This window comes from Pseudoalteromonas sp. HL-AS1 (genome assembly GCF_031198785.1).
Taxonomy (GTDB): Bacteria; Pseudomonadota; Gammaproteobacteria; order Enterobacterales; family Alteromonadaceae; genus Pseudoalteromonas; species Pseudoalteromonas distincta.
This window is the reverse complement of sequence record NZ_CP133570.1, coordinates 308,942-328,941: the sequence shown is the minus strand read 5'-3', so window position 1 is coordinate 328,941 and position 20,000 is coordinate 308,942. Positions and strand designations below refer to the sequence as shown.

Here is a 20,000-nt window from a genome sequence, read left to right as displayed (position 1 = left end):
CCCCCGTTTTTATTTAGCGTACAGATTATTTAAGATCGAACCTGTCTGCGTTCATTACTTTTACCCATGCATTTACAAAGTCATGTACAAAACGTTCTTTATTATCGTCTTGTGCATAAAACTCACTTAGCGCACGTAAAATAGAGTTTGAACCAAACACTAAATCTACGCGTGTGGCAGTCCATTTAATGGTGCCTGTTTTGCGCTCAACAATATTATATATACCTGGCTCTAGTGGCTTCCAGTTGTTGGCCATGTCGGTTAGGTTTACAAAAAAGTCGGTAGATAGCGTGCCTACATTATCGGTAAATACACCATGTTTAGTGCCTGCGTAGTTTGTGCCTAGTACACGCATGCCGCCCATAAGTGCAGTCATTTCTGGTGCTGTTAAGCCCATTAATTGGCTGCGCTCTAGTAATAACTCTTCGGCTGATACTGCGTAATCTTTTTTCAGCCAGTTTCTAAAGCCATCGTGAATTGGTTCTAGTACATCAAACGATTCTGCATCAGTCATTTCGTCTGTTGCGTCTCCTCGTCCTGGTGCAAATGGTACTGTTACATTAACACCGGCTTGTTTTGCAGCTTGCTCTACAGCCGCTGTGCCACCTAATACGATTAAATCGGCCATGCTTACTGGTTTAGATAAACCCGCTTGTACTTTTTCAAGGGCACCAAGCACACTTGCTAAGCGCTCTGGTTCATTACCTTGCCAATCTTTTTGTGGTGCTAGACGAATACGTGCGCCATTTGCGCCACCGCGTTTATCAGAACCACGATACGTACGCGCACTATCCCACGCTGTATTTATTAAATCACTTGCGCTTACACCGCAATCAAGTAGCTGTGCTTTTAAGCTTGTGATTTCATCGTCTGATAATGTGTAATCAACTGCTGGAATTGGATCTTGCCAAATTAGGCCTTCGCTTGGTACATCTTTACCTAAGTAACATGCTTTAGGACCTAAATCGCGGTGAGTTAGCTTAAACCATGCGCGTGCAAATACATCAGAGAAGTATTCAAAGTCGTTATAAAAACGCTCAATAATTTTACGGTACGCAGGGTCCACTTTCATGGCCATATCGGCATCGGTCATCATTGGGTTTAAACGAATTGATGAATCTTCTACATCTACTGGTTTGTCTTCTTCTTTAATATTTACAGGTTCCCACTGATGAGCGCCAGCTGGGCTTTTTGTTAATTCCCATTCGTAATTTAAAAGTAAATGGCAGTATCCGTTATCCCATGTTGTTGGGTGTGTGGTCCATGCGCCTTCAAGGCCTGAAGTTACAGTATGACGACCAAAGCCGCCTTCTTTGGTACTGTTCCAACCTAAACCTTGCTCGTGTACGTCTGCAGCTTCTGGCTCTGGGCCTAAATGCTCTGCTTTACCATTACCATGAGTTTTACCCACTGTATGGCCGCCCACTGTTAATGCTGCTGTTTCTTCGTCATCCATTGCCATGCGAGCAAATGTTTCACGTACATGAGCCGCTGTTTTAAGAGGATCTGGTATACCATTAACACCTTCAGGATTAACGTAAATTAGGCCCATTTGTACTGCGGCTAATGGATTTTCCATTGTGTCTGGTTTTTCTACATTGTCGTAGCGCTCATCACTTGGTGCTAACCATTCTTTTTCAGCTCCCCAGTAAATATCTTTTTCTGGATGCCAAATGTCTTCACGGCCGCCCGCAAAGCCATAAATTTTTAGGCCCATTGATTCGTATGCCATGTTACCTGCAAGAATAAATAAATCGGCCCATGAGAGTTTGTTACCGTATTTTTTCTTAAGTGGCCATAAAAGTCTGCGTGCTTTATCTAAGCTTGCGTTATCTGGCCATGAATTTAAAGGCGAGAAACGTTGGTTACCCGTACTTGCGCCACCACGACCATCAGATAAACGGTACGTACCCGCTGAGTGCCATGCCATACGAATCATTAAACCACCGTAATGACCCCAATCGGCAGGCCACCAATCTTGGCTGTCGGTCATAAAGGTTTTTAAGTCGGCTTTAACTTCGTCTAAATCTAGAGATTCAAATGCTTCTGCGTAGTTAAAATTAGTACCATATGGATTTGATTTAGTATCGTGTTGATGAAGAATGTCTAAGTTGAGTGTGTTTGGCCACCAATCGGTGTTTACTTTAGAAACAACTGAATTACTACCGTGCATAACAGGGCATTTACCCGCTGTTGGCTTGCTCATTGTGAAATCCTTAAAATAGAAAAGTAAAATACTTAATCAATCAGTATTATTGCTTATGTGTTTATAACTTTTAAAAAGTAACGGTTATTTTTATTTAATAGGCTTACTTTTTACTCAGCGTGCCTACCCAAGTGCTTACGTATCCTTAATATAGGCGTATAAATTATGCTAAGCCAGCCTCAACATACTATTTAAAACGATTGCTCCAATTTATATTTTTGATTGCCCTTACGTTAATGATGTATTTAACAATAGGCTTAAAGTCGCGTTTAAAATAATAGTAAAAAAGTCAGATGGCGCTCATATAAAGCATTACGCAAAATAAAAATTTAAATATCGGTGAATTAACCTTAATCTTTTTACTAGACCTGTGATCGAATTGAAAAATTTCGGCGTAATGGTATGTGAAGGGTTTGAAAGTGGCTTTAGTTTACTAAAGCGCACATTGGAATACCCCCCTTCACCATGAAATTGTAGTTAGATAGTTATAATGATAAAGGTGCATTACTTAAGCCCAATGCACCTTTCTTTATTTTTAACTAATTGAATTAAGTTAAGTAATTGTTCAGATAAATTCAGTTAGTATGAAGTTGTTCTCCTGTGAACCCTTACGACATATTGTTGTTTTAAGCAGTTTTTGCCAGCTCTCCTTGAGCTGGCTTTTTTTTGCCTATTTTTACTCAAATTACCTGAGCATGGGTAATATGCTCACGCTTTACCCTATTATTGCTAAGCTCACTAGGCTAAAAAAAATTTACAACTATTGCTCCTATCTAAATTAGGTCAATTTTAATCCACAAAGAACAACACGCCCTAGTGCCATTAAGCCCTGCATGCTAAAGTTATTACAGTAATTAATTTAATTAGGCGTACCAATGCGTTATTACCTATCTGTACTTTTTGTTTGTTTAACTTTGTTTTCGGGCATAGTGAACTCTGCTGAAAAGCAACCAGCTTCACCTACAGCACAACAAGAGCAACAAGCTCTTCAACAACTCAAAGAGCCTATGTATAAGCCGCTAATGGAGCGTTACATATTAGATGAGCTAAAAGCAGTTAGGCAAGATCAGCAAAAGCTTCGTGAAGATGTAACTAAGCAGGTTACTCATGCGCAACTTGATACTGCAGATCGCGCATTAACGTACACTACAGATACCATTAATAATGTGTTTTTTATAATTACCGCTACGGCGTCGATTTTAGTTTTAGTGGGTTGGAACTCGTTGCGCGATGTTAAAAATAAAGTAGAAGATATTGTAAATACGCGTGTGAGTGTAATTACAGACGAGTATGAAGACCGATTAAAAATTCTTGAAGAAAAACTACGCGTTCGCTCAGAAGAAATACTCAGCAACCAAGAACGCATATCGGTGACTAACGAAGTTCATTCGTTGTGGATGCGCGCAAACTTAGAAAGTGATTTTGCAAATAAAATTGAAATTTTTGATGAAATACTCAATCGCAAACCAGAAGATGTGGAAGCCATTGCTTATAAAGCCGATGCACTACTAGAAATTAATGAAACAGCACAAGCCATTGAGCTGTGTAACCAAGCAATTGATATAGATAGTGACTATGGTTATGCCTATTGGCAACGAGCCTGTGCTTATGCATTAACACATAAGCATGCTGATGCATTAGCCGATATTAAAATGGCACTTGAATACTCTCCAAACTTACGTAATGAATTATTACATGAGAGCGCTTTTGCAAGCCTGCATGACAACGACAGCTTTAATACGATAGTGGCTGGTGAAGTTGTTTAAGCACTCAGAATTTGGCCTGTTTGATTAGGCGCAACATCATAAAAAAGGGCCTTGGCCCTTTTTTTGTTTTTAATGGTAAAGTTTGTTGTGTAATTAGAAGCTTAACTGCGCTCTACAAACTCAGCTCTAGCGTAGAGCTAAGATCAAAAATGATTAATTCACAAAGAGGTTTAGAGACGCTGCGCTTTTAGAGAAGAGCTTAGAAGTTAAAATAATAAAAACAATCAGAAACTGTGCTTCTAACATGAGCAACAAGTCATACTCTCTAAACTTGGTATAAACACAGCTATTCGCGCAGGTTACAAGCTTTTAAAGCAACGCTTGTACTTTTATAATGCCGAGCCCCCTGTGTCAGGATAGTTGTCGCCTCTAACTTTTAATAGAGGCAGATAAAATGAGACGTCGATTTACACAAGAATTTAAAGTTCAAGCTGTTGAAAAAGCATTATCTCAATGTGATGATGTTCGCCTAGAAGATATTGCGCTTGATTTAGGCATCGGTTATTCAACCTTGCAACGATGGATCGCGCTTGCTAAAAACCATGAACTTGAAACTAAAAATAATGGTAGTCACATGACAACAGAAAAACGCCCTCATGACTGGAGCTTAGAAGAAAGGCTTAACGCCATTATTGAATGTGCGAGTTTAGATGAAGCAGCTCTTAATGAATATTGCCGCGCTAAGGGGCTTTACCCGCATCATATTAAACAATGGAAGCAAGATTTTGCTAAAGGGCCCTCAACGAAGCCCGTAAAATCAGACAGTAAACAGCTCAAACAAGAAATTAAGCAGCTTCAAAAAGAGCTTAATCGTAAAGACAAAGCGTTAGCAGAAACAGCCGCCTTACTTGTACTCAAAAAAAAAGCCGATGCGCTCTGGGGTTTCAACGAGGACGATTAACCAGCTCAACTGAGCGTCATGAATTGATAAAGCTCATTACCGACGCGCAGAAATCAGGGGCAAGGCAAGAGAAAGCATGTGAGTTACTTGGTCTAACGGCAAGAACAATTCAACGCTGGATTGAAGCTGATGATATGACAGATAAGCGAACAAGTACGATAAAGCGACCACCAAACAGGCTAACTGAATTAGAGCAACAGCGTATAATTAAGACTGTTAATTCAATAGGATATGGGCATTTACCACCCAGCAAGATAGTCCCTAAACTATTGGGTAAAGGTGTGTGGATAGCATCAGAAAGCTCGTTTTATCGCGTTATGAAATCACATGAATTATTAACACACAGAGAAAAAGTTAAACCAAATAAAAAGATAAAAAAGCCAAAAGCGCTCAAGGCAATACGTGTAAACGAAATTTATACATGGGATATCACGTATTTGCCAACAGCTGTTAAAGGTCAGTTTTTATACTTATATTTAGTGATGGATATTTATAGTCGAAAAATAGTTGGTTGGCAGGTTCATGACACACAACTAAGCACACTGGCGGCTGATTTAATGGTAGATATTTGCAGGCGAGAGCAGGTAAAGCCTGAGCAAGTCACGTTGCACTCGGATAATGGCAGTCCAATGAAAGGGGCAACGTTATTAGCGACATTGCAGGAGTTAGGTATTGTTCCTTCATTTAGCCGACCGTCTGTGAGTAATGATAACCCTTATTCTGAATCGTTATTCAAGACGTTAAAGTATCGCCCGGAATACCCTGAAAAAGCCTTCGAAGATATCGCGAGCGCAAGGAAATGGGTTAACGGGTTTGTAAATTGGTACAACGATGAACACTTACACAGCGGTATTAAGTTTGTCACGCCAAATCAGCGTCATTTAGGGTTAGATAAAGCGATACTAGCGAAACGTCATCAGGTAAATGAAATGGCGAAATTACAGAATCCAAGTCGTTGGTCAGGAAAGTCTAGAGATTGGACAATGATCAATGAAGTAAATTTAAATCCGGAGAAAAAAGAAGAAGTGCGGGCGGCATAAAATTTAACTTGATGCGACAACTAACTTGAAAAACTCCGTTTTAGAGTAGTGATAAAACATTACAATACTGGTTTTGACTTTTCTCATTTACCCCTCTTTTACTTCTCATTGTGCAAATAAAGGCTTTTAAAGAGCTAATTATTCACAAAGAGGTTAAGAGGCGCTGCGCTTTTAGAGTAAATGATACATATTGGCTGATCTGGTTTTTCTCAGTTATTACTGATTACCTTATCTTTGTGAAAGAAATTATTTATATTTTTAATAGTAATTAAAATAAATAAAAATGTACGTTTGAGGGGAGGTAATACCTAAGCTACAGCAATTAAACGCTATCGCTTAAAGTATAAATCAATCGCTTTTGTGAGGAGCTCGTCGAGTTGTTCTTCAAATTCTTCAATATTAATATCAAAGTGCTTTAAGTAAGCCCGAGCTTGAGCAAGTGATAAATTGCGGCTGTTAACGCTGTATTGTCGCTCGTCTATGGTTTTATCGTAACGTGGTAAAAATACAAATTGGCCATAAAAGGGGGATTTAATATGCTTGTTTGCAAAACGACAAAAATCTTCAATATGCTCAGCACCCTTAGGTCCAAGGCAACCTGGCTCAATGCGATACATTAAGCGAATTTTTTTGTCGTCATTTATTTGCATTTAAAGCCTTTATCTAAAAAATAGTACGCGTACTATTTTCCCATCTTTAATTTGATAACTCGAAATAAGTTCTGAGCGTTTATCAACTACGTTTTCGTCAGTTGAACAAGTTTCTGAAAGTTCGTGATCAATCACTATATCACCGTGCACTATGCGCTTAATTGGTGATGAGTGAATACACTTTAACTTTTTAAACATTAGCCCGTAACGTTCTATTAGTTTTTCTTTACCTTTAAATAATAGCTCATTAGGGAAAATATAAAACTCAACATCTTCGGCATATACACGAAGAAACTCTTCAATGTTACGTGCGTTATATGCTTTAACTAGCTGCTCTACCACAGCAAGTGATTCGCGCGATTGTTTAGCTTTAGTTTGCTGCTTAACTGTAAGTGCTTCTTTTGCTTGCGTTACTGCTTTTTCAGCTTCCGCTACAGCCACTGCTTTTTCTATTTTATTTTTAGGCTTTTCAGCAGGTTTAATTTGCTCGTTACCTAATACTTTTGAATCGTCTGGTTTAGTCGCATCAATTGTTGGCTTTTTAAGCTCTGGCGCTTTGTATTCTAGCGTATTTACTTTGTCGTCAGTGTTGGTTTGAGTTACTGATTGCTCATTTTCAACTTTTGGCTTTTCAACGCTTGTTTGAGCTTCAACTTGCGGCTCTTTTTGCTCAGGCTCGCTTTGCTCTGCGGCATAAGTAATTAGCGCAACGGTAGTGACTAATGAGGCTAAAATAATAGATAACGGTTTCATAACTTTCCTAAAATGAACACTAAATACGTGTAATACCAATTACATTAAATAGGCGATCTATTATAGCGTTAAAAAATAGCGCAATAACAACGCAAAAATTGTGACATATAGTTGTTCTATATGAATAACCTTTAACGCAGTTAGTGAGTTATCTAATGCGATAGAATGATCATATTTTTGATAAAATTGGTATAAGGGTGCAACATAGCAAATTTTAACGTTATCGGGTAGTTAATACCACCACTGAAGCCTACCAGTACTGCTCTACCGTAATGTTGCCGGGGTTTTTACGGCGGTTACGCGTAAAGTTTTTATCGAGAAGTAGCGCGGTTGTGTCTTTTACCATTTGTGGATTTCCGCAAATCATAAATTGCGCGTTACTAGGCTCAGGGTTTAATTTTACATATTCAAACAAGCGGTTGCTCTCAATTGCGTTAGTAATTCGCCCACTTAAGCCTTGTAATGGCTCCTCTCTACTTACAACAGGAATATAGTTGAGTTGTGCTGGGTACACTCTTAATAGCTCGTTAATAAGTGCCTGATAGCTTAAGTCGTTATTAAAACGTACGCCATGCACTAAATTTATAGTTTTGTATTTTTTCCATACATCGGGCTGTTGTAAAATCGATAAAAAAGGGCCTATGGCAGTGCCAGTCCCTAACATCCAAAGCTGATCACTTTGTGGTATTTCATCAAGGGTAAAAAAGCCGGTTGCATGTTGTTCTATTAATACTGTGTCGCCAGGTTGTAATGTAGCTAAACGAGGAGAAAGCAAACCGTCAATTACGTTAATAAGATAAAACTCGAGATCGGGGTTTTCAGGGGCATTCACATATGAATAAGCCCGAGCAATACGTTTGTCGCCATCCATTATTGAAAGCTTTGTAAATTGGCCAGCTTTAAACGGCTCTACATTAGCATTAACGGTTAAGCTAAAGAGCGTTTCGCTCCACCATGTTACGCTTTTTACTGTTGCTTCAACCCAATTAGACATAGTTACCTCTTGGTTTAGCCATTAAAGTTTTAAATAACTCACTCCATAAACATTAGCATTAAGCGACAAAGACTTACAGGAGAATATGACTAGGTTTAAAGCAATGGTGTATGCAGTATTTACCAATAAAATAATGTGAATAATTAGCTCTACGATAAGAGCCATTAATTGCATAAGGGAAAGCGAAGCTGCAGTAACTAAGAAAAATTAAGTCAAAAAACAGTGTTTTTTATTTTATCACTTACTTTAAAAGCGCTGCGTCTTATATCACCATTAGTGAACTATTTACTTGAAAAACTATTGCACTAGGAGAAGCCAAAGAGGAGTAAATGAGAAGAACCAAGCCAGAAACGAGTATTTTATCACTGACTTGTACTAGCGCCTCTTAACCTCTTAGTGAATTATTTATTTAAGCCTTTATTAGGGTCTGTTGATCTTTGCGGATTAAAATTTGTTCAAACTAGGGGCTATTTAATCGCGGCGCGAGGTTTGTAACCTAGTGGGCTAAGTAAAAACCGAGCAACAAAGAGTAAATAGCCCCTAGGAAGAACCCCTTGGGCAGCGCCTGTTTGGCATTAATGCTACGTTATCGCCCATTTATGGGGAATAACCACACTACATAGGCTCTGCCTTGCCTAAATACCAAACAGACTGCTGCAAATTCAACCTTGAAAGATCAACAGACCCTAATTAATTTTATAGTTAAACTCAAATTCCACACATAAAAAAACGGCGCTAAATTTAGCACCGTTTTTATAAGCAATAAGAAAAAGTTTACGCTTTTTTCTCTTCACAACTTGCTAGGTATTCGTCAAACGTACCTTGGAAGTCGATTACTTTTTTATCTTTAATATCAATGATACGTGTAGCTAATGACGAAACAAACTCACGGTCATGGCTTACAAAAATAAGCGTACCTTGGAAATCTTTTAACGCATTATTAAGCGCTTCAATGGCTTCCATATCCATGTGGTTAGTTGGTTCGTCCATAACAAGCACGTTAACGTCTTGCATCATTAACTTACCAAATAACAGGCGATTTTTTTCACCACCAGAACAGTTACGCGCTTTTTTGTTTGAATCGTCAGCTGTAAACAACAAACGGCCTAACATGCCACGAACCATTAAATCGTTGTGCTTAGCTGTACGCCATTGCGACATCCAATCAAACAACGTCAAATCGTTATCAAAATCTTTAGTGCTGTCTTGCGGGCAATAACCAAAGCTCGCATTTTCAGACCATTTAATTTCGCCTTCATTACTTTTAAGCTCGTCTACTAAACAGCGTAAAAATGTAGTTTTACCCACACCATTTTCGCCAATTACAGCAAGCTTAGCGCCAGCTTCAAGTAAAAAGTCGCCGCCGCTAAATAACGTTTCGCCATCAAAACCATGGCCAAGCTTATTAACTTCAAGCGCCTGACGATACATTTTTTTACCTTCGTCAAACGAAAGCGATGGGCTCATACGGCTTGAAGATTTAACTTCATCAAGCTTAATTTTATCCATTTTTTTAGCGCGCGAACTTGCTTGCTTAGCTTTTGAAGCGTTAGCACCAAAACGGTTAACAAAGTCTTGTAGCTCGTCAATTTCAGCGCTCTTTTTAGCGTTTTCAGCTAAAAGTTGCTCGCGTTGTAAGCCCGCAGCTTCTAAAAATTTCTCATAGTTACCAGGGTAAATACGCAGCTCACCGTAATCAATATCGGCCATGTGTGTACATACCGAGTTTAAAAAGTGACGGTCATGCGAAATAATAATCATCGTACATTTACGTTTGTTAAGCTCGTTAGCTAACCACGTAATGGTATGAATATCCAAGTTATTGGTAGGCTCATCAAGTAGCAAAATGTCAGGGTTTGCAAATAACGCCTGTGCTAAAAGCACACGTAGTTTCCAACCTGGGGCAACGTTTGCCATTAAACCGTAATGAAATTCTTTATCGATACCCGCTTCAAGCAAAATTTCTTCAGCGCGGCTTTCTGCCGTGTAACCGTCCATTTCAGCAAATACACTTTCAAGATCGGCAACTTTCATACCGTCTTCTTCGCTCATTTCTGGTAACGAGTAAATTCGTTCGCGTTCTTGCTTTACTTTCCAAAGCTCCACGTCGCCCATAATTACCGCGTCTACAACGCTGTATTGCTCAAAAGCAAACTGGTCTTGGCTTAGGTTACCTACTTTTAACCCTGGAGTAATAGATACATTACCCGCACTTGGAACAAGCGCACCGCTTAAAATTTTCATGAAAGTCGACTTGCCGCAGCCGTTAGCGCCAATTAAACCGTAACGGTTACCGTTACCAAATTTAGCTGAAATGTTTTCAAACAACGGCTCTGCGCCAAACTGCATCGTAATATTTGCGGTGGAGATCAAAAAGGGTAATCCTAGATTAGTACTGACAGGAGTACGCTGCAGCAATACGCCACAAACAAGAACCAGACAATAGGGTAAATTAGCTGGCGAATTATACAGATCAGCCACAACGAATGAAAGATAAAAGGCAGCTAATTTATAACCAAGCGAAAATAACGGCAATTCTCAATTTTAAGCCACTATTTTTAGCGTGAGCGGTGGTGCTTAGTTACAGCGGGGAATGTAAATAAGCACTAACGCCAGGCAATATTAAATAAGTGTTGCAGTCAAAGAGCTAAGTTATTACCCATGCTTTAATGCACAGGTTGATAAATTGACTTTATAGCCGCCTTATTTTTGGTAATTAACTGATTAACAGTCGCCACGTCATCGAGTGTTAGCGACTCCTTGCTTAGCATAAAGTGCACATTGTTAACGTTAATCGATGTAATAGTTTTTACCTGCGAAATTGAGGAGTGTTTTTTCACAAAGTACTGCGCAACCACAGAGTCTTCAACAACATAGTCGATTCGTTTTTTATCTAACATGCTAAATCGATTATTTGCTTGAGCAGTAAGTACGACCTGTTTTGAATATTTGGTTTTGAGTTGTTCAAGCTCGTTACCAAAAAAGCTTCCTCGGTTAATACCTGCTGTAAAATCTTGACTAAAAAGCTCAGGTAAGCTTGTTACATCAGCCGAATCTTTGTGTTTATAAAGCAGCATTATTTCTTCGCGATAAGGCAAACTAAAGTGCGCATATTGAGCACGTTGTTCTGTGTAACTTGCAGCGTAGGTTATATCTACTCGGCCATTTTTAAGCTCAGCCTGAACACGCGAAAAACTCGGAAAATAAGTCCATTTAATACAAAATTTTGAATCTTTAAAAATAGCGTTTACAGCATCCACTTCTGTGCCTAAAAATGTATCACCTTGCTTAACAAGGTAAGGCGGCCAATTAGTTTCGTTAGTGCCCATCACTAATGTTTTTGAACACGCAAGGGCGTTAAACTGAGTAAATAGCAGTGTAGTAAATGTTAAAAATAAAGTTTTTAGTATTCAAACAGCGCTTTTAATGCTGTTTTGTTTTTGTTTATGTGCTCATTAATTATTGCAAGCTCAGTAGCCGACACCGTTTTTTTGCTAAACATTAAATAAATATCGTCTTTATTTACATACTCAATGTTGGTTACTAATTTTATACTTGAGCCTTTTTGACCAAAATAAGCCCCCACCAACTCGTCTTCAATAGCAAAATCAATACGTTGTTTATTAAGCATTTCAAAGCGTTTACTGGTTGCACTCGTGTATTCAATCTGCTTTTTATATTTGGTTTTATATTGCTCAAACTCCTCACCGTAATAGCTTCCAAAGTTAGCGCCAACAGTAAAGCCTTGTTTAAAAATATCTTCGAGGTTTTTAACGCTATGCTGATTATTTTTGTTTTCGTATAAGCGCATAACTTCAGTTCGGTAGTTATCACTAAAGTGCACGTATTTAGCGCGTCCGTCTGTATAACTTGCAGCCCATCCTAAATCAATACGGCCGTATTTAAGCTCAATAAAAGCCCGCTTAGAATTTGGCAGTAACTTAACTTCAAAACAAAAAGGGGAGTCAGCAAATATAATGTTGAGTGCATCAACCTCTGAGCCTTGCAGCTTACCGTTAATGCCCATTACATAAGGCGGCCAAAAAGCATCGTGCGATGCCACGCTAAAGGTTCTTTCACAAGCAAATACATTAAATGGAGCCGTAAACAGCAAACATAAAAATACGGTAATTAATTTATTCATTACGCCTCATAGTTATTATTTTGCTCATTATTACAACAGTATAAACCAGCTTTTGTATTTTAGCGGCACGGGGTTGTTTGAATTTGTAAATAAATCGTTAAAAAATAATTTAAGGATAAAACAACCAAACTAGCGTTGTTGGTAACCTTATCTATGGGTACACTAATAATAAATTTATATATAGCAGGGCACGTTATGTCGCCAACTAAAATTCGCAACAATGTTATAAAGCTTAGTGAATTAAGTACTAAACAACCAAACTACTATTTTATACAAGGTTATTTAATGGGGTTAGGTGTATTACCTCAACTGCTTCCCCCAAGCGAGTGGCAACCTGATTTATTTGGAGATATTAACCTTCAAAAAGAGAGCGAGATAAAATACCTCGAAAGCTTAATGGCGTTGTATAACCAAAGCATGGATAAAGTAATTCAAAACGAATTAAAAATGCCAGCAAAATGCAGCCTATCTAAGCAAGACTATCGGGATTCGCTAAAGCCGAACATGCCCCTACCAAGTTACTGTAAAGGGGTTTTACAGGCGCTTAAAAATATAAATAAACGTATGCTCAATACAGAACAAAAACGTTCTATAAACAGCTTTACTACAGTGTTAAAAGCATTTACAAGCCCCAAAATCGCCGCAAAAGAGTTTGGTGAATTTGCCCAATACAACGCCCAAGAATATAAACGTAATTATGTTTATTTTATGGCCGACGCTATTTTTGAATTGCGTTTTAGTAACGAGCGAGCAGTATTTGATGAAAACGAAGCCGAATTTAACAACCACTTTTTAGACGAAGAGCCAAATGAATTAGATGAATTTGATGAACTACTTGAACTAGTACTTGCCGATACCGAGCTAAAAGCACTTGAGCCAATACAAATGTTGCTAGACATAATGGAAAGTGGGCTCATAACAAAGCAATTTATTAAAGACAACACCGGGTACTTTTGGGGCTTGCACGAAACCCGCCCTTATATGATGCTTCGCGCGCATCGAGCAAAAATACATGCGCTGCATGGTTATACCCAAAAAGCGCAGTCAGAACTCGAAGAGTTATTAACGCTAAACCCAAACGACAATCAAGCAAACCGCTTTTTATTAATGAACTGCCTAATCATCAATAAACAATGGGACAAGTTGGATGCTCTATTGGCCGACTTTGATTTTCAAGAACTACATGCAACAGCCAGCCGAGCGCTAAGTGCTTTTGTAAAGCATGGTGATTCAAAACCCGCTAACGCATATAAAAAAATGCTCCAGCAGCAAAATAAACACTTTAGCAAAATACTTACAGGGCAAGAAAAACTAAAAGAACAACAGCCGCCATACTTCAGCCCAGGCAGTAAAGAAGAAGTCGCTGTTTACCTTGATTCGTTAGGTAAACAAGCATGGATTTCGGTTCCCGCGAGTCTTTTTTGGCTAAGAAAAAGGTAACAAAAAACGTTTAGCGTGATTTATATCGCGCTCAGTGCTCAACATAAGCACTTAATAATAACAGCGTATTAATTTAAAAATTTCTACTTATTAAGCCTATATTTAATGCGCTTGTTCCTGTAGATTAAATAAATAATGAATGCAGTATTAACAGTATCTTAGCTGTTAAACGATTAGCCAAGGAGCGGTGAGTCTCGTGTCAAACACCACACTTACTTATTACAACCAAAATGCCAAAGCTTTTAGCGACTCAACACTTAACGTTGATATGTCGGCGCTTTATGCTGAGTTTTTACCGCACGTTGCACAATATGGGCGTATTTTAGATGCCGGTTGTGGCAGCGCTCGCGATGCCGCATTTTTTAAAGCGCAGGGTTTCACTGTAAATGCGTTTGATGCAAGCCCAGAGCTGGCAGAGTTGGCAAGCAGTTACTTACAACAACCTGTAGCGGTTAAAACATTCCAAGAGCTAAATTGTGTAAATCAATACGACGGGATTTGGTGCTGCGCTAGTTTATTACACGTTCCAAAAGCTGAGTTACCGCAGGTATTTTTAAACCTACAAAATGCACTTAAACCAAATGGTGTTTTGTATGTATCGTTTAAATATGGCGATACAGAGCGTGTGCATAATGGTCGTGAATTTACCGATTTAAACGAAAATGCTTTAACGCATTTACTTAGCCATACGCAGTTAAAAGCTATTAAACAATGGCAAAGTGTTGACAAGCGCCCAGAGCGCGAAAGCGAAGTATGGCTAAATGCGCTTATAAAAGTAGTGCACGTTTTATGATTGGAGCAATGCAGCAACAGCTCGACTTTATTGCATATATTCAGCGAATGTTAGTTGAAGGTGAATTCACAGCTACTTATAAATATGCATTGTTACATGCAATTGCTGATGTGTGTGTAGAGCATAAAAATAGTAATCCCGAAGCTCCAATGGAAATTGAAATCGACACTCTGGTTGATAAGTTTATTCAACTGTATTGGAATCATTCAGTGCCCTATGCGTTGGGCACAACAGATATAATAACCAATGCCGAAGATATGTTACTTAAGCAAAATAGCTTAGGCCAAGCAAAGTTCATTACCGAGATATTTAAGCTGCAAAATGCAGGTATTAAAAGTTATAACGCATTCAAAAATCATCAGCAATACAGCAAAGTAATAAGCTCATTACGGCGTACATTTATTGATGGGCCTCTTTGGCGCTTGCAGTTACTTTCGGGAAAAGAAGAGTGCTTTTTATATCCTCATACACTTTTAGGTAAAGGCAGAGAGCCAAAGCGAATTGTTTTAAATGTAGGTATTGCTCAGTGCTTTAGGCGTTTTTACGATTTGGTTGTGCATCTTAGTGTTACTGAATGGGTAGAAAAAGTACAAACAATAAAAGCGAATCAAACGTTATTGGGATCGCAAAGCCAGCTACAAGAATTTTTGTTCGGTACTAATAGAACTGCTTTAAAAGTAGTTGCGCCGCTGCTTATTGATATTCAAAAAGGGCTTTGCTTTTATTGCCAAAAGCCAATGAATCTAAAAAACGAAAAAGAAACTAAAAAAACACCAGAGATCGATCATTTTATCCCGTTTAAGCGTTATCCAAACGACTTAGCACATAACTTTGTTGCTGCGCATGCTGATTGTAATAACAATAAGCGAGACCACCTCGCAGCATTCGCTCACCGCGACCGCTGGCTAGAACAAAACCTCGATACTCATAAAGCCGAAATCGCCAATAAACTCCAACCTTACTTTTATTGTGATTCAGATAAGTCACTGGCAGTCAGTAATTGGGCATATCAGGTGGCACAGGCTAACAGTGCAAAGTTATGGGTAAAGAAAGGTTATTTTGAAGAGGCGGCTGGTTTTAAATATCAGCAACCAAGTACTGGGCTGGATTTAGTAGCGGAAGAAAAGCCAAGGTATGACGTGTAATACAGAATTTGTAGTTCGTGCTGTAGGCGTGAGTTTATCTCGCGCTTTTGGGTTGTAGGCGCAGAGCTTGCTCGCGCGAAAAGCGAAGCTTTTAAACTTCGGTGTAATTAATGTGTAGATGCGATTTTATATTGCGCTTATAAGTTGTTTTTTGCGTGGAATTCAACGGATTCAATGGATTAAAAACCTCTATTCGAGGTTATATCGCGTTGGCGATGGCAACCAAAGGGCGGCTGCCGCCGACCGCCCTTTGGAATCCCACGGCGCACCCGAGGATCACACTGTATCTTCAACTTACGTTAATAATGTGAACGTAACCAGCGTAGATAGGCCATCCATGGCCAAGCTACGCTTTGTACAGCATTGCCTAAAGGGATTTAGGTACTTGGAATTTGTCGGGAACAAAATTCCGCCATGCTGTAAATTACTCATCATTAACTAAGTTTCAGGTGTGAACACGGGGAATTGGTGTGTGTTGGTAGATTGGTGTTTTATTCTAATCTAAATATTTGAGTATGGAGTTGATATATGGACGCTGAAACGAATAATAAATACCCAGTGGCATTTTTGAATTGGGCAGGCTCTAAGCAAGGTGGTGTTAGAAATCCATTTAAAAATAACTCCGGTAGGCCTGCTGGGAAGAAAATAGAAACGCCGTTAACAATGAAACTTAAAAGCTGGGTTGATGAAATTGTAAGTGCTGAATCAGAAAATACGCCTAAAGCAATTTTATTAATAGGTGGCCCCGGTAATGGTAAGACAGATGCTGTTGAAGGTTGTATAGAAGATTTTGATAAAGCTATCCAAGCTAATGGCGAATTGGTTAAACGTTTCGCCAAGCAATACGCGATTCAAGAAGGTACCTTACCCCCTCGTAAGTCAACAGTTAACTTCCCCGATTTATGGAGTTCAAAAATAGGTATTAAACCTGAAATTCATTTAGTGCAAGATGCTACTGAAAAAGACACCGAACAAAGTAATTCTAGCCCTGAAAAGCTTTTAAATAATGAACTCGATAGTATTGTAAAGGGTGCTTATAAAGGCATTTATATTTGTTGTATCAACCGAGGGGTTTTAGCAAATGCATCTTCACTTGCACATAAAGAAAATAACTTCCCATTAATTCACTTAATTAATGAATTAGTAAAAGCTGCCAGCGGAGGACCTAACTCACCTAATTGTTGGCCTTTAGAAGGGCAAAGTATTGCAATTTGGCCAATGGATGTTGAATCGCTAGTATCTCCAACACCTGAAAAACCAGATACTGTTATGCATAAAATTCTAAATCAAGCTCTGAAAGATAATTTATGGCAAACCCCCTGTGAAAATAGTTCAATGTGCCCTTTTTGCCAAAATAAAGTGCTGCTTGGGGAAAAAGATGCTCAAAGTAATCTAGTTAAACTTTTACATTATTACGAATTATGTGCCGGTAAACGATGGACGTTTCGTGATTTATATTCACTCATATCCTATTTGTTTATAGGTGATCTTGAAGAGTTGACTATCGGGAAAAAACTGTATACGCCATGTGATTGGACAGCCAAGCAATTGGAGTACATAAATAAAGAAAGAGATGATTTAAACTTCGCTAAAGCCCCGTATTTACTAATGAGTAAACTGTACCATCATCGTTTGTTTTCCTTATGGCCAAAACTGAATAGAGGAGATCATCGTAAAGCTAAACAATCAGCACTTAAAAAACCAAAATCGAATCAATTTTATAAAGAGTATACAAGCACAGTTAATCACTTTAAAACTCTTGCTAATTTAACCAACAACGATAGTAATTATATTCGCAAGATTCTTGCAGAAAGCTTCTCTCAAAGCCTAGATCCTGCACTATTAAGTGGAGAGGCAATATTCTTTGAGGGTACTGTAAATAACGAAAAGATTAATATTACGGCTGGTTTGATTGATGAACGTTTTGGATTATCAATTAATGATGGTCTTAAACTAGTATCCAGACGATTACCTGAAGCTGAAAAAAGAATTTTAAAGAACTTAATATTAGCGGATGATTTTTTAATGGAGCATAACCATAGCCCATTGATTTATAAAGATGTTCGTTTCTTGCAAGCTTCTATTAGGCAATTTTCCTCACGATTAGTTAAACGCAGTTTAGGTGTTAAATATGGTGTATGTAAAAATATTGATGCTTTGATTAATTATTCAAAATTCCATGATGACAAAAAGCAAATTAAAAAAACAGAGAGTCAAATTCGTGGGTTGATTAATGAAAATGAGAAGTTTTCAATTCCACTATCTACTACTTTTGGCCAACCTGTAGCCCATAGAGATAGAGATATCTCATTACTTGTATCCGAAATTAAGCCTCGAATGGTTAAGTTCTATCAAGGAACAGCTAAACCACGAGAACACTTACCATATATATCAATCCACAAAGATCGTTGTTTACCTGTTACTTTTAACTTATTTCAATCACTAAGAGAAATAGATAAAGGGTTAAATGAAGCTTCATTACCGGAAGAGATATTTGCAATGCTTGATGAAGTTAAATCAATTGTTGCTGGTGAAATAGTTAGGGATGATGATTATCTTGACGTTAGCGCTAAGATAAAAATCGGCTCTAATATATTTGAGATTGATACAGATGAAGAACTAGCATTTACGGGAGCAAAATCATGAGTCAGTTATTAGACTTCATTGAAGCACCTTGGAAATCAGAAAAATTACGTAAAAAATATACTAAAAGTTTTATTCATTTAAGTCCATTGCCAGAAGTAGCAACGGGAGAGGTTTTACTCGCTTCACTATACAGAAATGTAGGATTTAATGGCGTAATTTCTGAAAAACAAACCCCTATATTAGGAAGAAAACTAACCAAACATTTAGATAAAAGAAAGCGGCCAAATAATGCTGAAAGTGCAATAGGTGTAGATGATGATTTATGGGTTCAAATTGTCACTAGGTCAATTACTAGCCCCAAGCAAACGAACCAATCTAAAAAGCAGTTCTTACAATTGAGTCCTTTAGTACCTGACTCAACTATTTATTCTATGTCAGCTAGATTAGCTGGAAATCCTTGGAATCCAGGTCGCCTAATCGCAAAAATGATAAGTATGGGGTCCGAGACTAAAGCAGATGCTCTGGCTCTCTGGCAGAATATATTTGAAAAATTATCAGTGACAGAAGATGATGATGTATGGGCACGCTTAATTCAGAAAGAATTAATGACTTGGCGAGAAAAAGAGTTTCTAGGGAGTTGGTCTAAACCTGAAAAGCTACCTTTGAAAGAAGATGAGTTATTTGACAGTCTTACTTTAAAAAGCCCAGCATTACGATTTGTGAAAGACTTAAAATCAGTTTTAGCATTGAAAGGTACTCTCACTCGAAGACAGTGGATTTCGATGATGGAGTCTTTGTGTAGAATAGCAGCATGCTCACACGTAATGTGGTTGTGTACTATAAATAAAAAATTATCTGAAATGTTCGAGCAAGCGTTAAAAAATGGTAAACATTTTACAGATGAAGAAGTCAGTGATGAATTATCACAAACGGATTGTTTTTGGTCTTTAGATCAACCAACGAATAAAACAATTGAAGAAACTGTACGTGGTTATATTTTAGGGAGGTGTGCTCTTAATTTAATATTAAGTGACATTGCAGAGAATAATTTTTTTGATGATGAAGAAATCAATTTAACCTCACCTAAAAGGATCACTAAAACGTTAAATCACCTTTCACAACAAAAAGAGTATTTTGATTATTCCAAGTACAGGGAAAACTTGCGAACAATTCTAGAAATGGAACCTAAAATTACAGCATGTAAAAAAGGTACATCTAAAAATATTCTAGAATTTATTAGTTATGTTGTTAGACAAAGACAAACCTCTGAAGCAGGGTTAGAAAGTTATGATCAAGGCTATTACCTTAGAAAAAGAGGCGCTTATTCAAGTGCGCCTTGGATTGTAGGACTCGGGCCAACTGCATTATTACTCATGGTACATTGCACTGCAGTCCAATCAAATGGCCCTTGTACTATTGCAGACCTTATCAAGCAACTTTCTTTTTATGGTTTAGAAGCCGAAATCCAACAAGATAGTAATAGTATATTTTACAAGTTATTAAGAAGTTTAGGTCTTGTAATTGAAAGTCCTGATGCCGAAGGTGGCATGGTTATTAATTCTCCGTTCAAAACATAGCTCTC

General features: G+C 38.2%; 14 protein-coding genes. 7 read left to right on the top strand and 7 right to left on the bottom strand.

The window, feature by feature from the left end:
* Positions 1 to 25: 25 nt before the first annotated feature.
* Entirely contained in the window at positions 26 to 2,206 is a 2,181-nt protein-coding gene (katG, locus tag RB214_RS18460) for a catalase/peroxidase HPI (RefSeq protein WP_309169431.1), read from the bottom strand.
* Positions 2,207 to 3,081: 875 nt separating this feature from the next.
* Between katG and RB214_RS18455 the strand changes: the two genes are divergently transcribed.
* Positions 3,082 to 3,972 (top strand): tetratricopeptide repeat protein, encoded by an 891-nt coding sequence (locus RB214_RS18455; RefSeq protein ID WP_002959108.1) that lies wholly within the window; start codon positions 3,082 to 3,084, stop codon positions 3,970 to 3,972.
* A 394-nt stretch (positions 3,973 to 4,366) separates the two neighbouring features.
* Positions 4,367 to 5,913, top strand: a protein-coding gene (locus RB214_RS18450) for an IS3 family transposase (RefSeq protein WP_309169429.1) whose coding sequence is annotated in 2 segments (ribosomal slippage) — positions 4,367 to 4,826 and positions 4,826 to 5,913 — 1,548 coding nt in all. Because the reading frame shifts where the segments join, the coding sequence is not laid out codon by codon here.
* Positions 5,914 to 6,242: 329 nt separating this feature from the next.
* Here the strand turns inward: RB214_RS18450 and RB214_RS18445 are convergent.
* From RB214_RS18445 to RB214_RS18420, 6 genes are all read right to left on the bottom strand, one after another.
* Positions 6,243 to 6,563, bottom strand: a complete 321-nt coding sequence (locus RB214_RS18445) for a hypothetical protein (RefSeq protein ID WP_002962108.1) — start codon at positions 6,561 to 6,563, stop codon at positions 6,243 to 6,245.
* A 9-nt stretch (positions 6,564 to 6,572) separates the two neighbouring features.
* The gene (locus tag RB214_RS18440) at positions 6,573 to 7,316 is read right to left on the bottom strand and encodes a nuclear transport factor 2 family protein (protein WP_002962106.1); all 744 of its coding nucleotides are present in this window, start codon (positions 7,314 to 7,316) and stop codon (positions 6,573 to 6,575) included.
* Between the two features lie 250 nt (positions 7,317 to 7,566).
* Complete coding sequence (locus RB214_RS18435) at positions 7,567 to 8,310, bottom strand: ferredoxin--NADP reductase (protein WP_309169428.1); 744 nt, start codon at positions 8,308 to 8,310, stop codon at positions 7,567 to 7,569.
* A 774-nt stretch (positions 8,311 to 9,084) separates the two neighbouring features.
* Positions 9,085 to 10,683 carry an ABC-F family ATPase gene (locus RB214_RS18430; RefSeq protein ID WP_076914907.1) on the bottom strand — a complete coding sequence of 533 codons (1,599 nt, stop codon included), beginning with the start codon at positions 10,681 to 10,683 and terminating at the stop codon, positions 9,085 to 9,087.
* 293 nt (positions 10,684 to 10,976) lie between these two features.
* The gene (locus RB214_RS18425) at positions 10,977 to 11,639 is read right to left on the bottom strand and encodes a transporter substrate-binding domain-containing protein (RefSeq protein WP_309169427.1); all 663 of its coding nucleotides are present in this window, start codon (positions 11,637 to 11,639) and stop codon (positions 10,977 to 10,979) included.
* A 74-nt stretch (positions 11,640 to 11,713) separates the two neighbouring features.
* A complete protein-coding gene (locus tag RB214_RS18420; RefSeq protein ID WP_309169426.1) occupies positions 11,714 to 12,454 on the bottom strand; it encodes a transporter substrate-binding domain-containing protein in 741 nt (246 codons plus the stop codon).
* 195 nt (positions 12,455 to 12,649) lie between these two features.
* Between RB214_RS18420 and RB214_RS18415 the strand changes: the two genes are divergently transcribed.
* The 5 genes from RB214_RS18415 (at position 12,650) to RB214_RS18395 (ending at position 19,995) form a co-directional block, all read left to right on the top strand.
* The gene (locus tag RB214_RS18415; protein ID WP_309169425.1) at positions 12,650 to 13,894 is read left to right on the top strand and encodes a UPF0149 family protein; all 1,245 of its coding nucleotides are present in this window, start codon (positions 12,650 to 12,652) and stop codon (positions 13,892 to 13,894) included.
* A gap of 196 nt (positions 13,895 to 14,090) precedes the next feature.
* Positions 14,091 to 14,687, top strand: a complete 597-nt coding sequence (locus tag RB214_RS18410; protein WP_309169424.1) for a class I SAM-dependent methyltransferase — start codon at positions 14,091 to 14,093, stop codon at positions 14,685 to 14,687.
* On the top strand, positions 14,684 to 15,832 hold the full coding sequence (locus tag RB214_RS18405; RefSeq protein ID WP_309169423.1) for an HNH endonuclease domain-containing protein: 1,149 nt from the start codon (positions 14,684 to 14,686) through the stop codon (positions 15,830 to 15,832). Before RB214_RS18410 ends, RB214_RS18405 begins: the two co-directional genes overlap by 4 nt.
* Positions 15,833 to 16,360: 528 nt before the next feature.
* Positions 16,361 to 18,478 (top strand): hypothetical protein, encoded by a 2,118-nt coding sequence (locus RB214_RS18400; protein ID WP_309169422.1) that lies wholly within the window; start codon positions 16,361 to 16,363, stop codon positions 18,476 to 18,478.
* On the top strand, positions 18,475 to 19,995 hold the full coding sequence (locus tag RB214_RS18395; protein WP_309169421.1) for a hypothetical protein: 1,521 nt from the start codon (positions 18,475 to 18,477) through the stop codon (positions 19,993 to 19,995). Before RB214_RS18400 ends, RB214_RS18395 begins: the two co-directional genes overlap by 4 nt.
* The last annotated feature ends 5 nt before the right edge of the window (positions 19,996 to 20,000 follow it).